This window comes from Streptomyces griseoflavus (assembly GCF_014649995.1).
GTDB lineage: Bacteria > Actinomycetota > Actinomycetes > Streptomycetales > Streptomycetaceae > Streptomyces > Streptomyces griseoflavus.
In genome coordinates this window covers 91,669-106,714 of sequence record NZ_BMUC01000015.1, presented here as the reverse complement: position 1 = coordinate 106,714, position 15,046 = coordinate 91,669, and the positions used below count along the sequence as shown (strand labels likewise).

The following is a 15,046-nucleotide window of genomic DNA, read 5'->3' as shown; positions in this document are numbered from 1 at the left end:
CCGGCGCGAATCCGTGACTGAACCCGCCTGTGTGCACGCCCTGGACGTCAGCACGTGGCCAAGTGGCTGTACGACCCCGTGACCGTCTCCTTGAACCAGTACTTTCCCTGCCCGGGGGCCAGGGTCCAGCACGGGCTGTCGGTGCCCCAGTCGACAATGACCTTCACCCGCACGGTGTAGGTGCAGTTGTTCTTGATGTTCACACCGAACCCGGACGGGTCGTTGTCCCAGTACCGTGAGACGCACGTGGGTGCCTCGGCCGTGGGCGCCGGTGTCGGAGCCGCAGCAGCCGTAGGAGACGAAACGGCCAGTGCGCCGCATATCGCCGCCGTGGTGACCGCGACAGTGGTCGACTTCCTGGAAACTCGCATGCCGTGTTCCCCCTTTCGTGTGTGTGGTTTCAGGATGCGAGAGGGCCGGGACTGAAGCCAGGTCCTTTCATGTGAGCCGAAAAACCACTGCTCAAGACGGCGTGAGGCATGCAGAATCCGAACCTGATCGGTGGGAGGTCTGTGATGCTCAGGGTGCACTTCACGAGCGAGGATCTGCTCCGCACCAGACTCGCCGCGGGACCGCATCCCTTATGGGAGGCGATACTCAGCGCCACCCTCCTGGGCAACCGGGACGGCCAGGCGGTCTTCGACGGCTGGCGCCTGTGTGCCCGGTCCGCGCTTCGCCACCTCCCACCGGAACAGATCCGGCTCATTCGGTGCCTCGCTCCGCCCAGCGGTGATTTTCCCGACTTCCTCACCCCTCCCCAGGAAGCACAAGACCTGGCAGCGGGCATCGAAGGCGTCCTGTCCACTCCCTCACAGCGAATACGACAGGAGTTGGCCGTCCTCCCCAGATTGCCGATGTGGACGCGACCGTTGATGGACGGCGAACCGGGTGCGTTGCGGGCGCTCGGGCAGTCACTTCGCGCGTACTACACCTGTGCCGTCGGAACGCACTGGCAGCGCATTCAGGCGCTCACCGACGCCGACCGCGGGGTGCGCGCACGAGCCGTCCTGCACGGCGGGGTCGAGGCGATGCTTGAGAGTTTCCGGCCGACGTTGCGGTGGAATCGGCCGGTGCTGGAGGCCGACTACCCAACCGACCGCGACCTCCGACTGGCGGGCCGGGGACTGCTTCTCGTCCCATCGGTGTTCTGCTGGCGTACCCCGGTCACCTTCATCGATCCGGGGCTCCCCCCGACGCTGGTGTATCCGGTGAACCGGGGGCCGCGGTGGTGGGCGGGCCACCAGACGGACCCTCGTAGGGGCCAGGCGCTGCGGCGCTTGCTCGGGGAAAGCCGAGCCATGGCTCTGCGTGCTGTCGAAGACGGTTGCACGACCGGAGAACTCGCCAGGCGTACCGGGCTGGCCCTACCCACTGCCAGCCAACACGCCACCATCCTCCGCGAGGCAGGATTGATCGCGTCCACTCGGCGAGGAAACACGGTGATTCACACCCTCACCCCGTTGGGAAGGGACGTGCTCACCGCGAACCCCGGGTAGCGCAGTCGGCCTCGGGGGGGGGTGGGGTGAGGATGCTGACGGTCACGACGTGGCTCCATGATTTCCGCGGTGGTCCGGTATGTCTGCCAGGTTCCGGCGAGATGCGAGCGCCAGCACGCTCAGCCCGAACATCAGCACACCCAGGGGCAGGTGCACCGACGGAACGTGGGCGATGCCGAGCACGACCTGAGCAGAAGCGAGGACCAGGAAGCCTGAAGCATGCCAGACGGGCCGCGGCGAGCCGCCGCCCGGTTTCCACGCCAGCACCGCCGCGAGTACGTACAGCATCGTCGAGCCGTACATCACGCGAGCTCCGACACTGTGCAGCGTCTCTCCGTAGGCGGAGGTCATCAGCAGGCCGGCGGAGACGGCCTGCAAGAAGATGGTCAGGGTCTGTAACGCGATCGTGGTCCTGAGGAATACGGAGTGGCGGTGTCCGTTTACGGCCGTCGGCGCTTGACTAGCCATGGCATGGTCTCCCGTTCTGCTCGAGGTGTGTGGTCGTTCCGGTTCTGGCCGCATGGCGGACAGGGCCCGCGCGAGGGGACGGGAAGCGGTCGGCAACAGACAGTCGGCCACGGTCCCGTCCGTACCGGTGAGGGCGGCAGCAGGTGACCCGCCGCGTCGCCCCGTCCTTCACGGCCGTACAGAGTGGCGCTGGTCAGTCTGTTCGTGCCTGTTGGGCGGATCCCAGCACCGCGGTCAGGAAGCGGCGCACGGTCTCCACTTCGCCCGTGTCGAAGTCTTCCGCGACCGCCACCACGTCGGCGATCAACGGCCCGAAGAAGGACCATCCGAGTTCGATGGCCTTCTCCTCCACCTCCAGCAGCACGCGTCGCCGATCGACGGTGTCCTTGGTGCGCCGGACCAGTTCGAGTCGCTCCAGCCGGTCGATCAGGGCGGTGGTGCCGGCCGAGTTCAGGCGCAGCTGGCGACCGAGCCACCCCGGCGTGGCGGGGGTGTCGTCCCGCGCCGCGTCCAGCAGATGGATCAACGCGCGTACGTCGGTGGGGTGCAGCCCGTGGCGCTCGGCGAACTCGGAGCCGAGCAGGTCGAACTCGACGGTCACCGCCCGCAGCAGGTGGACCAGTTGCATGACCGGGCTTCGGTCGTTCATTCACGCTCCCTGGAACCCATGCGTAGTATCTCTCGCTGAACGAGAATATCGCTGAACGAGAGGAATGCCAGTGTCCCGGACAGCTTTCGATCTCGCCTATGACGAACTCCGCGCCCAGTGGCCGGACTCCACCGAGGACCGCGACATCGACACCCCCTACGGGCGAACCCGGGTCCATGTGTACGGTCCGGCCGACGGCGCCCCGCTGGTGCTGCTGCACGGCGGTTCCGCCACTGGCCTGGTCTGGTTCGCCAACGCACCGGCTCTGGGCCGGCGCCACCGTGTCCATGCCGTGGACATCCTGGGTGACGCCGGCCGAACCGTACGCGGCGGCACACCCCTGAGGACCGCCGACGACCTGATGGGCTGGATGGACGCCCTGCTGGACGGCCTCGGCCTCGCCGCTACGCACCTGTGCGGCCACTCCTACGGTGCCTGGCTGGCCGTCAGATACGCACTTCACGCACCCCGGCGGATCGACCGCCTCGCCCTTATCGACCCCACCCAGGTCTTCGCCGGCTTCCGGCCCCGCTACTTGCTGCGCGCGCTTCCGCATCTCGTCCGCCCCAGTCAGGCCCGCGCCACCGCCTTCCTGCAGTGGGAGACGGCGGGGGCTCACCCGGACGAGGCCTGGCAGCGCCTGTACGCCCTGGCCGCCACCGTTCCCGGCCGCAAGCTGATCGCCGGCTCCCGCCCCCGGGTGGCCGGCCTCCGTATGCCCGTCTTGGTGATGCTCGCGGAACACAGCCGCGCCCACGACGCCGGGAAGGTCGCCGACCGCGCCCGGAAGCTACCGCAGAGCACCGTGGTGGTACTGCCCGGAGCCACCCACCACTCGCTGCCTCTCACCGCGCCACAGCAGTTGAACGAGCACCTGATGGCGTTCCTGGACTGACACGGTCCGCCTCACCGCCGCTGCCAGGGCCTCCGAGTGGAAGACGGTCTGTCCGACCGCCACCGAAGCGGACGCTCCGCACCCACCTTCCACCAGGCTGCCCAGCACAAAGACGGCGGATGGCCGATCACCGTCCGGATCCCAGTGAGCCTGTATCAGTCCAGCGCGCATGACCACTGCCGGCTCCGAAGCCCTCGCCTTCGCCGGATCGCTCATCAGTCACGCGCCGGGGGACCTCGCGGGCAGTGGTGGCGGCCCACAGGGCGAGGACGATGAAGAGCAGCTGCTCGGGAATCCTGAACCACAAGGGCGTGGCTGGGGCGCCGTTGAGCGGAATGTCTTCGAGGGCTGCGTAGATGTTGGCCGGCAGCATGAGCGCAAAGAGCAGGGCCAGGGAGATCCCGGCCGCCGGCCGTGTCGTGGCCCGAAGGAGCCCGGCGGCACCGAGGAACTCAAGTGCCCCGGTCACGTAGACCATTGCGTGAGGGAATGGTACGAACGGCGGCACCATGGCTGAGAGATCGTCGTGACTGGGGATCATGGTGACGCTCGGTGGCGTGAAGTGCGCGGTCGCGGTGGCCACGAGCATGACTGCCAAGCCGTGCGTGAGACTCGCTCGCCAGGTCGCGAACCGTCTGATCCCCAGGCAGCCGAGCAGGCGAAATCCCAACGCAGGGCCGACGAGGATCATGAGAGTACCGAGCATGGTCTCCTCCGAGGAGAGTGAAGACGTGTAAGGGAGCGGCAGCCTTTTCCACGGGTCGGCCGTTCGAAGGCCGGGCGCGCGGAAGCAACAACCGCCGGGAGGTTCAGCCGCGGCTGAAGAAGAGGCCGGCTCCATACGTGTGGCGGGCGGAAACGAAGAATCCGCCACCAACGGGCGCGGTTGCTGTCCCGCCGCTCTCGACGATCTTTCGGGTGTCATCGACGTCGTCGACCAGAACGGTCATCGCGGCCAGGTACGAGGAGGCCGGGACGGGTTCGCCGGGCAGTATGTCACCGGCGTGCGAGGCACGGACGATCTCCAACCGTGCGGCGGCCGTCTCCAGAACGGCGACCGGGCCCTCGTACCTGAAGGTTGTCTCCACGATGCGGGTGTACCGGTTCGTGATCTCGTCGAACTCGGTGTCGGCGGCCACGATCAGTACGGCGCCGAGACCCCGGGCGCCGTTCGGGTGGCTGAGATAGCGTGGCTGGTGCACATACCGGCGAGTGAGATGCTGGGCGATTCCGACATGGCCCTCAGGAGTCGAACGCGGATCGATGTGTACGGCGCGGGCGCGCACCGTGCGCGGTCCCTCCTCCGTGTCGACGTCTCGCTCCAGTTCCAGCACTCCCGAGGTCCGCAACCCGGCGTCCGTCAACCGACGGTCGGCGCTTTCGGCGTCGTCGGTGTCGAGGTTGAGCAGCCGGAAACCCTCGTACTCGTCGGCCATCGCCTTGGTGTGCCAAGGATCGGGTGCGGATTCGTCCACGATCCCGAGCAGCTCTATGTACGACCCGCCGAACAGCGCGCACCGGTTGGCCGTGCAACCGGGCACCGGCGGTTGGCCCGGCTGCCCGCCGAGCAGGTGCCGGGAGCGAGGACTGAGGGTGAACCCGAGGGAGAGATAAGCCCGTTCGAGCCCATCGAGGTCGCGGGTCAGGATGCCGGTGTGATGGATCCCTTGGACGTCGCGTGTCATGAGGCCGATGGTTCCTCGACCGTCCGCGCGTCACCTCCCACTGCCGCCGCCACGCCGCTATCCGACACTGGCCTACACTGACCCGGTGGATTCGGTCACGCTGGACGTCCTCGATCTCCGACTCCTGCACGCGCTTCAACTCGACGGGCGCGCCCCCTTCAGCAAGATCGCCGATGTTCTCGGTGTCTCCGACCGGACCGTGGCCCGCCGCTTCGGTCGGCTCCGCAGCACGGGGAGCGCCCGCGTGACCGGCGTACCCCACAGCCGGCGTACCGGCCACGCCGAATGGCTGGTGCGTATGCGGGGCCTGCCGTCAGCCACCGCACCGCTGGCCCGTGCGCTGGCGCGCCGCCCGGACACAGCCTGGGTCACCGTTCTCTCCAGCGGTACTGAGATCGTGTGCATTTTCCGCGTCGCCGAGGAGGGACCGGCGCCCTTGGAAGGGCTCGGCCGCCTGCCACAGATCACACAGGTCGACGCCCAACGACTGCTGCGTCCGGTGATGGACCACCGCTGGAGCGGGCGGACATCAGCACTTACCGCGGAGCAGATCACCGCGATGCGGCCACCTCCCGCTACGGACGGTGGTCCCTTCCGCCTGACCGAGTTCGACCGCCGCCTGCTCCCCGCCCTTGCCGCAGACGGCCGTGCGGCCTACCCGGACCTCGCCCAACAGGTCGGCTGGTCGGAATCCGCCGTCCGTCGTCGCCTGAAAGAACTCCGCACCGCGGGCGTGCTCCAGCTGGACGTCGAGGTGGCCCCACGCCTCTTCGGATACTCCGCCCAATGTCTGGTCTGGCTGACCGCCACCCCCGCCCGACTGGGCGGTGTCGCCCAGGCCCTGGCCGCCGACCCCGAGGCAGCCTTCGTCGGCACCACGACCGGCGCCCACAACCTGATCGCCATCGTCGTCTGCCGGGACGCCGATGCTCTCCACACCTACCTCACCGACCGCATCGGCTGTCTTGACGGCGTCGACCGCATGGAAACTGCCATGGTCACCTCCTACACCAAGCGAACGGCCCCCTTGCCGTGACGACGTCGAGGCCACGGAAGAGCCGCCGCGTACGCCCCGGGGGCTGCGTTCGGTGAGGAAGCCGCAGTCGCCGGTGGCGGGTGGCCGTGATGAGGTCCGCACCGGCGGCCCGGAGCAGGGCTTCCCTCACCGGGGATCCGTCGGCCGGGCCCCGGGCAGCCGGTTCGAGCGCGGCGGCGTGCAGCCTCAGGCCCTCCTCCCAGCCGGCCGGTCGGCCACGCGCGAGATCTCAGGTGGCCGATCCGGCCATGCGTCAGCTGGCTCCGCAGCCGACACGCGGAAGGCAGGCACGGAAGGCCAGGTCCTTGAGGCCGGTGTACGGCGTGTAGTCGTGCGTGCCAACTGCCACCTCGTAGCCTGCGTGCCCGATGGCGCGCCAGGTGTTCGGGCTGATCCTCGCCTGGAGGTACATGATCCCGTTCGAGCGCGACTGGTCGTTCCACTTGGCGTCGATGACACCGTTGTAGGCACCGTGACCGTCCGGGGTCCAGTTCCAGCAGACGTAGGCGGAGGCGCGGTAGCCCGAGACCGCCGGAGTGTAGAACGTCTTGCACTTGTCGCCGTTGGCCGCCGCTGCTGCCGGGCCGGCCGTCGCCACGCCGATTCCGACGGTGAGCAGTGCGGCCGCGAGTGCGCCGCCGATGGTTTTCCCGAGTGCCATGGCTGATCCTCCCGTTGGTTCACGTCGCCTCGTGGCGAGTCCCGTTCACCTGAGAGTCGCAGGAGTCCCAGGCCCTGTCGTTCTCAGGCAGGTTGGTTTTCCGGGTAAACCTGCGCGGTAGCGCCTCTGCTCGGTTCCACCCAGCGCGGTACGGCTGCCTGACGCTGCCTGCCCGGTCGTCGCAGAGGTACGAACTCCTCGTGACCGCTGCGGGCGACGCCCGTTTGCACACGGGCCCGGCGAGCTCGGCGAGCCCAGGCGGTCGTGGCCGTGCCCCCTGTCGAACACCCAGACGTAGGCGGCAGACCCGTCCCTCCCTGGGCCCCCTTTGCGCATCTTTGCAGCCGGTGGTGACGTCCGTTTTCGGCCCTCTCCCAGGGGTCAGGAGGCAAGGGGCGGGCTGGGGGTAGGCGGATAGGTATGAATGGCACACGATTGCGACAGGACGAGCAGAGCACGCAGGAAACCCGTGCCCGAGGAACGATGCGGATCTGGCAGTGGGCCCGATGGGCGGCACTTGTCCTTGCCGTCGGCTGGGCGGTCAGCTGGGTCGGCAGTCTCATCCGGGGCGAGGGCGGACGGGACTTGTGGTGGCCGCTGGTCAGTACCGTCATCTGGACGGGAGTGGCCGTGAACGGCTTCGTGACCTATCGCCGGATCAGGACCACGACCCTGCCGGCCATCACCGGCCGCCCGACTGCCTGACCACCTCGGCCGGCCCGCTCCCGGTAAGGCAACGACGTCTCGGTGTACGGCCGGAGCCACGCCGAAACGCGAACCGTCAGGCTCCGTGGAGAGTCACCTCAGACCCGCCCCGCCCGCAGAGAGCGCGTACCGGACAACGGTCTGTCCGTCGTACGTCCTGTCCGCCTCGAAGAGGGCGCAGGCATTCCGGACCAGCTTGTCGGCGGCGGCTGAACTCGCCGAGGGGTCCCCGCTCCTCGCAAACCCGCCCGTACTTCGTCGGCGGTGGGCGCGGACTCGGGGTCGGTGAGGTGCTGCATCATCAGGCCGCTGACAAGAGCGAGCTGCACCGAGCCGAGGGTGCGGATCTCCGCTTCGGAGAGCTCGGCCTCGGCGGTTCCGGTGACCCGGAAGTCGAAGCGAGTGAGCTCCATGCCGTCGCCTTTCATGTCCACACAGCGGCAGAACTTGGACCGATCGTCAGGATCGGGGAAGAAGTCCTCCTCTGTACAGGCAGGAGGCGCTGCTGCAGCAGACTGGGTGCGACGCGAACGGCAGGCCGGCCCGGAAAGGACCGGCCTGCCGCCGTCAGCGATTACCTGACGTGGAAACCGTAGACGTGGTACGTGTCAGCGCCGGTGAAGGGGGCCAAGGTGTGAGGCGGGAGCACTTCGACGTCCCATCCCAAGCTCGTCCTCCAGAAGACGACCACTTCGTGGGCGCCCGAGGAGAACGAGGTGACACCACCCTGCTCGAGCGGGACGTCGCCAGGGCCGGTCCAGCACCGGGTGCGCTCCGTGCCGTTCTCCAGGTACGTCACCTTCACGGCATCCGTGCCGGCGCTGCAGTCGACCTCCTCGGTGGCTAAAGCGGGGGCTGCCGGGAGTGCGATGGTCACTGCGACGGCCGCCATGGCAGCCAGCGCCAGTTTCTTGGGTCGGCTCTTCATCGTGTCGTGGTTCCTTCCGGTCAGGGCTCCTGGGGACGGAGCTTTAGATGAACCATCAACCACCAACCGGCTTTGCTTCAACGTTTCAGTCGAATATTTCTGCGAGCCGGGCGAAGGTGGTGTGCCGTGGGTGCCCCGGCCCGGCACCCAGGCATCGTGAGGAGCACACTGGCCGAAGCCGCCGTTCGGGGCGGGCTGTTTGGCTCTGGTCAACCGCCCGCCGCTGCCAGGTGTCGACCTCGACGAGCAGTCCCGGCGGAAGCTGTAGGTGGACGGTGGTGCGGGCCGGGGGAACGGCTCACCGACCGCCGCGGCGCACGCCTGCACGACAGGTTCAGATCCACGCCTGCCGTTCCTCGCTGCGCGGGTCGTCGACCTGGAGCCACTCTGCGTCGATACGCATGGTGGCCCGGCGTTCGTTGTCGTAGGGGTCCCAGCCGGGGTCGCCGGTCCTGGCGAACCGGACCCAGACCTCGTGCACGCGGGCGGCAAGATCCGCTGGGGGCTTGTCGGGGCCGAGCAGGGCGACGGGGCCGGACAGTCGGGGTAGGTGCGCGACATCGAAGACGAAGGGCAGCTCCATGGCGTGGGTGGCGCCGAGCTGTCCGTCGAGGGCATGGGAGCGCCAGGCGAACTCGTAGTGGAAGGTGACGGATTCGGGATGGGCGGCATGAGCACCGGCCAAGGCCCGACTGCCCGCGCCGAACAGCGCGTCGCCCATGACGGCAGAGCGCAGCTCGCCGAAGGACGCCTCGGGGCGGGCCTTCCGGTACGTCTCGACGAGCTGCGCCGGGTTCGGGTGCGAACGTGCCGCCGCGTCGTCGACGTCCCAGGCGGTTGAGGTGGCGTACTTGTCCACGGGGACCAGGTAGAGGTTGCCCTCCTCGGTGTTGGTTCCGATGAGGAGATCGACGTCGGCGCTCAGGCCGGCGGCGACGGACTCGGCGGGCTGTGTGTCGAGGACCAGGCTGAAGGGGCTGAGTCCGATCAGCGGATCGCGGGCCGTGTCGGTCCGCAGGTCGATGCCCACGAGCCGCGAAGCGGCCTCGACCAGGCGCTCGTCGGAGATGTTCGCGAAGGCGTCGACGTCGGTCCCGACGCCCAGGGCACCGGCCGCTGCCTGGGTGACACGGGCAGCCTGCTCGGTGGTGAACGCCCCCAGGCCGCTGCCGCTTTGGACGATGGCCCGACGGAAGAGACCCGTGGCTTCGGGGGTGGCGAGGACGCCGCCGATGATGGTCGCCCCGGCCGACTGGCCGAAGAGGGTGACGTTGTGCGGGTCGCCGCCGAAGACGGCGATGTTCTCCCTCACCCAGCGCAGCGCGGCGACGACGTCGAGCAGGCCGCGGTTGACGGGAGCCCCGGGGATGTCGAGGAACCCGGCGATGCCGAGCCGGTAGTTGAGGGTGACGAGGACGACGCCGTCGCGGGCGAAGGCGGAGCCGTCGTACATCGCGGACCGTGTCGATCCGGCGACGAATCCGCCGCCGTGGACGAACACCATGACGGGCAGGTCGCCGGCCTGGGGCGCGAAGACGTTGACGGTGAGGTAGTCCTCCCCGCGGCTCCAACCGGGCCCGAAGTAGGGGGACATGTCGATCCTGCCGAGCTTGCGCTCGGACTGTGGTGCGGTGGGCCCCGGCACGGTGGCGTCCCGTACGCCGTCCCACGGCTCGTGCGGCTGCGGCGGGGCGAACCGGCTGGCGCCGCGGAGCGGGGCGGCGTAGGGGATGTTGAGGAAGACGCTGATGTCTCCCTGGCGCAGGCCGCGGACGGCCCCCTGCGCGGTGGTCACTATGGGTCCGGGGTGGTGGTTCACGGGTGCCTCTCCGCTCTGCGGGCTTCAGCCCAGTTCGGTGTACGGGGCGAAGGGAGCCCAGCCCTTGACGGCGAACTTGTTCCCGTCACGCGCGACCTCGGCGGCGCCGTGACCCCCCAAGTGCGCGGGGATCACGAGTGCGTTGTTGTCGGCGGCCCAGCCCAGCACCTTGCGACGGGTGGCGCGGGCGCCCGCGGGGTCCTCGCAGAAGCAGCTGTTGGCGTCCGGTTCGAGGATCTGCACCGGGTTGTGCAGCATGTCGCCGACGAACACCGCGCGGTCCGTCCCGGAGGTGAGGGTCAGTACGGAGGAGCCGGGGGTGTGTCCGGGAGCCAGGTCCAGGCGCAGGGCGGCGTCGATCTGGTGTCTGCTCTCCCACAGCACCGTCTGGCCGGCCTGGTGCACCGGTGCCACGCTGTCCTCGAAGACGTTCTGGTTGCCGCGGCCGAGCCGCGACTGGTGGCCGTTTGCCGGGTTCCAGAAGTCGAAGTCGTCCTTCGGCATCAGATAGGTGGCGTTGGGGAATGTGGGCACCCATTTTCGGCCGTGCAAAGAGGTGTTCCAGCCGACGTGATCGATGTGGAGATGCGTGTTGATCACGATGTCCACGTCCTCGGGTTCGACGCCGGCGCGCGAGAGATGGGCCAGGAAGTCCGTCTCGAGGCGATTCCAGACCGGTGCGTACGGACGGTCCTTGTGGTTGCCCACGCCGGTGTCGACGAGGATGGTCCTGCCCTCGCTGCGCAACAGCCAGGTCTGGATCGCGGAACGCACGCTGTGGGTGTCGCGATCCAGGAAGTGCGGGGTCAGCCAAGGGGCGTTGTCGTCCCACACTTCCTTCGGGCTCTCCGGGAAGAAGGCGTCGGGCGTCATTTCGACGGAGCCGTAATACTCCCGGACCCGGGTGATCGTGACGTCGCCGAGTTCGATCTGTTCCATGGGAATTCCTCAGCTTCAGGAGGCTTTCCTGGAACCGTACGAGCGGCCCCGGTGCACGCGGTATCCGTCACGTGACTGCACCGATCCGCGTGTCCCGGAGCCCGGACCAGGCCGCTTGTAGCCTGGGCGGCGACAAGGCGAGACGGCTCCGCTCGAAGAGCCACCATTCCTGGAGATCCCGTGGACGATCACGCAGGCGGCCCCCGTGCGGTCGCTGGGCCGGAACCGGGCGCGGGCAGGCCGATCGTCGGCCGGGACGCGGAACTGGCGCGCCTCTTTCGTGCGGTGGACCCGGTGTCGGCCGACCCGGTTCTGATGCTCCTCGGTGACATAGGTATGGGAAAGAGCGCGCTGCTGGACCGTGCGGTGCGTCGGGCTGAGGCGAGCGGTGCTCGTGTCCTGCGCGCCGAGGGCAGCGAGACGGAGTCGAGCCTCGCGTTCTCCGCACTGCATCAACTGCTGTGGCCGGTCAAGTTTGAGGTGGACGAGTTGCCGGAGAGGCAGCGCGCTGCGCTGCACGGCGCGTTCGGCGCGGGATCGGCAACAGCGGAAGCCGACCTGCTGCTGATCGGGGTTGCGGTCCTGGGCCTGCTCTCAGCCCTGGGGGACCGAAGGCCTGTGCTCGTGGTTCTGGACGACGCGCAGTGGTTCGACCGTGCGTCCCTGGACACACTGTCCTTCGCGGCCCGACGGCTGGCAGGCGAACCGGTCACGATGCTGATCGCAGCCCGCGTCGGCGACCACCTCCCCGGGTTCGACCGGCACGCGGCGACGCTCACCCTGGGACCGCTCGACAAGGCCGCGGCCGGCCGACTGCTGGACCTGCAGCCGCAGCGCCCAACCGGCCGGATGAGGACGCAGATCCTCGCCCAGGCCGACGGCAACCCGCTGGCACTGACCGAACTGGCGAAGACGACCACCGCACACGAGACGGCCGCGGGGCCACCGTGCGCCGGTCCGCTCCCCGTCACCGATCACCTGGAGCGGGTCTTTGCGGATCGTTTGAACGGCCTGCCGGCTTCCACCACGCGCTCCCTGCTGCTCCTGGCCGCCATGGACACCGTTGACTTCGCCATCGCCGTACCGGCCGCGCTGCCCGGCGCCGAGGACGACGCATGGCGGCCTGCCGAGCAGGCCGGGCTGGTCCGGCGAACCGGCCGTGGCCTCCGGTTCAGCCACCCCCTGGTCCGGTCGGCCGTGTATCACGCCGCGTCCGTCGATGCCCGGCGCGCGGCCCACCTCGCACTCGCCGAAGTGCTGCGGGCCGAGCCGGACCGGCGAGCCTGGCACCTCGCCGCCGCGACCACACCCCCGGACGCGGCCGTATCGACGCTGCTGGAAGAGACCGCCGAGCGGGCCCGGCGCCGCGGCGGCCACGAGGCAGCGGCCAAGGCCCTGCAACGCGCCGCGGACCTCGCACCGCGCGAGGACAGTGCCCGGCTCCTGGTCGAGGCCGCCGAGCAGGCCGTCCTCACCGGTGACCTCGCCTGGGTCGAGGAATTTGCCTCCGCCGTACGGGCACGTACCGACGACGCGTCGCTCCTGGCGGGTGTCGCCGCGCAGGTCGGACGACTGGCAGCACTCACCGTGCGCCACACCGTGGTCTTCTCCCGACTGGCCGACACCGCCGAGGAGTTGGCCCCCACACAGCCGACCACCGCGCTGGACCTCCTGGCCGGCGCCGCCGTGGTCCGCTTCTACTGCGGGGAGGACGCTCAACAGCACCGCATCGAAGCCCTCCTGCAGAGCCTCCCCGAGGGCGCGTCACCTGCGTGGCTGCGCACCTGGGTAAGGGCCGTGACCGACCCCTTCAGCAACAGGGCCGAACTGCTCCTGCTGCTCCCACAGGTCGCAGGCGAAGCGCAACGCCACCCCGACCGGCTCACCGCCTTCGCAACCATGGCGTGGCTGCTGGATGAGACCCCACAAGCCGTCCGCGCCTTCGATCAAGCCTTCGACCACTGGGGCATGCGGGGACCGCTGCCTGAGGGGCTGGGCGGCGCGGCCGCCTGGAGCTACGTGGAGCAAGGAAAGTGGGGGCGGGCCCGAGAGGCATGCGCCCGCAGCAGCGCGCTCGGCTCGACGACCGGCCTCGACCACGCCGTGGCATGTGCGGCCGCCGTGGACGCCACCCTGCTGGCCTACCAGGGCGACACGACGGCAGCCCGCGCCCGGGCCGAAGACGCACTCGCCCTGATCGACCCGCTGGAGAGCCGCTCGGTCTTCGTCTACGCCCGTCGTGCACTGGGCGCCGCGGCCCTCGCGGAAGGCGCCCACGAAGCGGCGTACGACCAACTCCGCACGATCTTCACGGCAGAGGGCGCACCCGTGCACTACCACGCCTGCTATCCGGCCCTCGCGGACTTGGCCGCTGCCGCCGCGCGCAGCGGTCGGCGCGAGGAGGCCGCCGCGATCGTCGAGCGTGCCGCCCGCGCCCTCACGGCGGGTGCCTCACCCCGCCTGCGCGCGCTGATCAGCCGCGCCCGTGGCCTGCTGGCGGACCCCGAGGATGCCGAGCCGCACTTCCGGGCGGCCCTGGCCGACCCCGTGCTGGAACACTGGCCCTTCGAACGCGCCCAGACTTTGCTCGACCTCGCCGAATGGCTGCGCCGCCGCCGACGCGTCGCAGAGGCGCGAACACCACTCACCGAATCGTTGGCGACCTTCCGGCGTCTGGGCGCGCGCCCATGGATCGAGCGCGCCCGGACCGAATCGCGCGCCGCCGGCCTCGACGTCACGGACTCCACCCCCGACGCGCTCGCCGGACTCTCCCCGCAACAGCAGCAGATCATCCATCTCGCCGCCCGTGGACTGACCAACCGCGAGATCGGCGAGAAGCTCTTCCTCTCCCCGCGCACGGTCAGCTCGCACCTCTACCGCACCTTCCCCAAGCTGGGCATCACCGCCCGCGCCCAGCTGCGCGACCTCATCGAGGACCCCCGCACTGAAACACACCGCCATGGCAGTGAACTGCGTGAACGACTCGATACTGGCGCCAACCCATGACGGAGAGAAGAGACACGACGAGCGCGAACGCCTACGGGCACGAGGATGAAGCCTGCCGCAGCGCCGTCCCGGACCGAGGGCCCCGCGGCGGCACTCGACAACCGGCTCCCGCAGGAGTTCGGCGCGACCGCTGAAAGGCACTGTCCCGGTGGTACGGGGGAGACCACCGGGACAGTGAAGCCCATCCTATGCAGCCATCCCTCACCCGCGTGCGGAGAACGTAAGAGGTGTCCGAGAAACAGCCCTCTGCGCGCGGATCCGGCACCGGCTCGGCAAGCCCAGCCTCCGCTGAGCCGTCAGGAGCGGCACCGATCGGGGGAGGGAAGCCGGCCTCGAGCGTGACCCACGGCGTGCATACCCCTGCCGGTCCGGGCCGCATCCGACTCGCGGACGGATGATCGAATGACCGGGCCCTTGGCGGGGTAGAACGGATGCTGGACGTCTTCCCGCAACGGAAGACGCAGCTACTCACCCCGGCCGGGGCTTTCCCGGCAAGATCGAAGGACACGCAGTATGGCCAGCGGCACCGTGAAGTGGTTCAACTCCGAAAAGGGCTTCGGCTTCATCGCCCAGGACGGCGGAGGCCCGGACGTCTTCGCCCACTACTCCAACATTTCCGGCAACGGCTACCGCGAGCTGGTCGAAGGGGAGCCGGTCACGTTCGACGTCACCCAGGGCCAGAAGGGCCCCCAGGCCGAGAACATCGTCCGCGGCTGACGTCTCCGCCGGCTTCTGGAGCTCCGTGTAGAGTGGTCTCAC

Annotated in this window: 15 protein-coding genes; 6 read left to right on the top strand and 9 right to left on the bottom strand. The window is 69.2% G+C overall.

Annotated features, from left to right (window positions below; genetic code table 11):
• Positions 1 to 47: 47 nt before the first annotated feature.
• Positions 48 to 371: an alpha-amylase inhibitor gene (locus IE172_RS35585; RefSeq protein WP_355929165.1), complete on the bottom strand. Its 324-nt coding sequence runs from the start codon at positions 369 to 371 to the stop codon at positions 48 to 50.
• A 108-nt stretch (positions 372 to 479) separates the two neighbouring features.
• Here IE172_RS35585 and IE172_RS27035 point away from each other — a divergent pair, with 108 nt between their 5' ends.
• A complete protein-coding gene (locus IE172_RS27035) occupies positions 480 to 1,496 on the top strand; it encodes an ArsR/SmtB family transcription factor (protein WP_229886454.1) in 1,017 nt (338 codons plus the stop codon).
• Positions 1,497 to 1,538: 42 nt separating this feature from the next.
• Here IE172_RS27035 and IE172_RS27030 read toward each other — a convergent pair whose 3' ends face one another.
• Together IE172_RS27030 and IE172_RS27025 are read right to left on the bottom strand one after the other, a co-directional pair.
• Positions 1,539 to 1,964, bottom strand: a complete 426-nt coding sequence (locus IE172_RS27030; RefSeq protein WP_190099924.1) for a hypothetical protein — start codon at positions 1,962 to 1,964, stop codon at positions 1,539 to 1,541.
• A 193-nt stretch (positions 1,965 to 2,157) separates the two neighbouring features.
• The gene (locus IE172_RS27025) at positions 2,158 to 2,613 is read right to left on the bottom strand and encodes a MarR family winged helix-turn-helix transcriptional regulator (protein WP_190099923.1); all 456 of its coding nucleotides are present in this window, start codon (positions 2,611 to 2,613) and stop codon (positions 2,158 to 2,160) included.
• Positions 2,614 to 2,677: 64 nt separating this feature from the next.
• Here IE172_RS27025 and IE172_RS27020 point away from each other — a divergent pair, with 64 nt between their 5' ends.
• Complete coding sequence (locus IE172_RS27020; RefSeq protein ID WP_190099922.1) at positions 2,678 to 3,508, top strand: alpha/beta fold hydrolase; 831 nt, start codon at positions 2,678 to 2,680, stop codon at positions 3,506 to 3,508.
• 127 nt (positions 3,509 to 3,635) lie between these two features.
• Here the strand turns inward: IE172_RS27020 and IE172_RS27015 are convergent, their stop codons facing one another.
• On the bottom strand, positions 3,636 to 4,214 hold the full coding sequence (locus IE172_RS27015) for a DoxX family protein (protein ID WP_229886452.1): 579 nt from the start codon (positions 4,212 to 4,214) through the stop codon (positions 3,636 to 3,638).
• Between the two features lie 103 nt (positions 4,215 to 4,317).
• Positions 4,318 to 5,193, bottom strand: coding sequence for a VOC family protein (locus IE172_RS27010; RefSeq protein ID WP_190099921.1), 876 nt, complete (start codon positions 5,191 to 5,193; stop codon positions 4,318 to 4,320).
• A gap of 85 nt (positions 5,194 to 5,278) precedes the next feature.
• On the opposite strand from IE172_RS27010, the gene IE172_RS27005 reads away from it, so the two are divergent.
• The gene (locus IE172_RS27005) at positions 5,279 to 6,229 is read left to right on the top strand and encodes an Lrp/AsnC family transcriptional regulator (protein WP_190099920.1); all 951 of its coding nucleotides are present in this window, start codon (positions 5,279 to 5,281) and stop codon (positions 6,227 to 6,229) included.
• A 253-nt stretch (positions 6,230 to 6,482) separates the two neighbouring features.
• Here IE172_RS27005 and IE172_RS27000 read toward each other — a convergent pair whose 3' ends face one another.
• The gene (locus IE172_RS27000; protein WP_190099919.1) at positions 6,483 to 6,890 is read right to left on the bottom strand and encodes a hypothetical protein; all 408 of its coding nucleotides are present in this window, start codon (positions 6,888 to 6,890) and stop codon (positions 6,483 to 6,485) included.
• A 483-nt stretch (positions 6,891 to 7,373) separates the two neighbouring features.
• Here IE172_RS27000 and IE172_RS26995 point away from each other — a divergent pair, with 483 nt between their 5' ends.
• Positions 7,374 to 7,595, top strand: a complete 222-nt coding sequence (locus IE172_RS26995) for a hypothetical protein (RefSeq protein ID WP_229886450.1) — start codon at positions 7,374 to 7,376, stop codon at positions 7,593 to 7,595.
• A gap of 574 nt (positions 7,596 to 8,169) precedes the next feature.
• Here IE172_RS26995 and IE172_RS26990 read toward each other — a convergent pair.
• From IE172_RS26990 to IE172_RS26980, 3 genes are all read right to left on the bottom strand, one after another.
• Complete coding sequence (locus tag IE172_RS26990; protein WP_190099917.1) at positions 8,170 to 8,523, bottom strand: hypothetical protein; 354 nt, start codon at positions 8,521 to 8,523, stop codon at positions 8,170 to 8,172.
• A 334-nt stretch (positions 8,524 to 8,857) separates the two neighbouring features.
• Positions 8,858 to 10,342, bottom strand: coding sequence for a carboxylesterase/lipase family protein (locus IE172_RS26985; RefSeq protein WP_190099916.1), 1,485 nt, complete (start codon positions 10,340 to 10,342; stop codon positions 8,858 to 8,860).
• A 24-nt stretch (positions 10,343 to 10,366) separates the two neighbouring features.
• Positions 10,367 to 11,281, bottom strand: a complete 915-nt coding sequence (locus IE172_RS26980; protein WP_190099915.1) for an MBL fold metallo-hydrolase — start codon at positions 11,279 to 11,281, stop codon at positions 10,367 to 10,369.
• 180 nt (positions 11,282 to 11,461) lie between these two features.
• Here IE172_RS26980 and IE172_RS26975 point away from each other — a divergent pair, with 180 nt between their 5' ends.
• Together IE172_RS26975 and IE172_RS26970 are read left to right on the top strand one after the other, a co-directional pair.
• Positions 11,462 to 14,287 carry a helix-turn-helix transcriptional regulator gene (locus IE172_RS26975; protein ID WP_190099914.1) on the top strand — a complete coding sequence of 942 codons (2,826 nt, stop codon included), beginning with the start codon at positions 11,462 to 11,464 and terminating at the stop codon, positions 14,285 to 14,287.
• Positions 14,288 to 14,800: 513 nt separating this feature from the next.
• A complete protein-coding gene (locus tag IE172_RS26970; RefSeq protein WP_009192932.1) occupies positions 14,801 to 15,004 on the top strand; it encodes a cold-shock protein in 204 nt (67 codons plus the stop codon).
• Positions 15,005 to 15,046 lie beyond the last annotated feature (42 nt).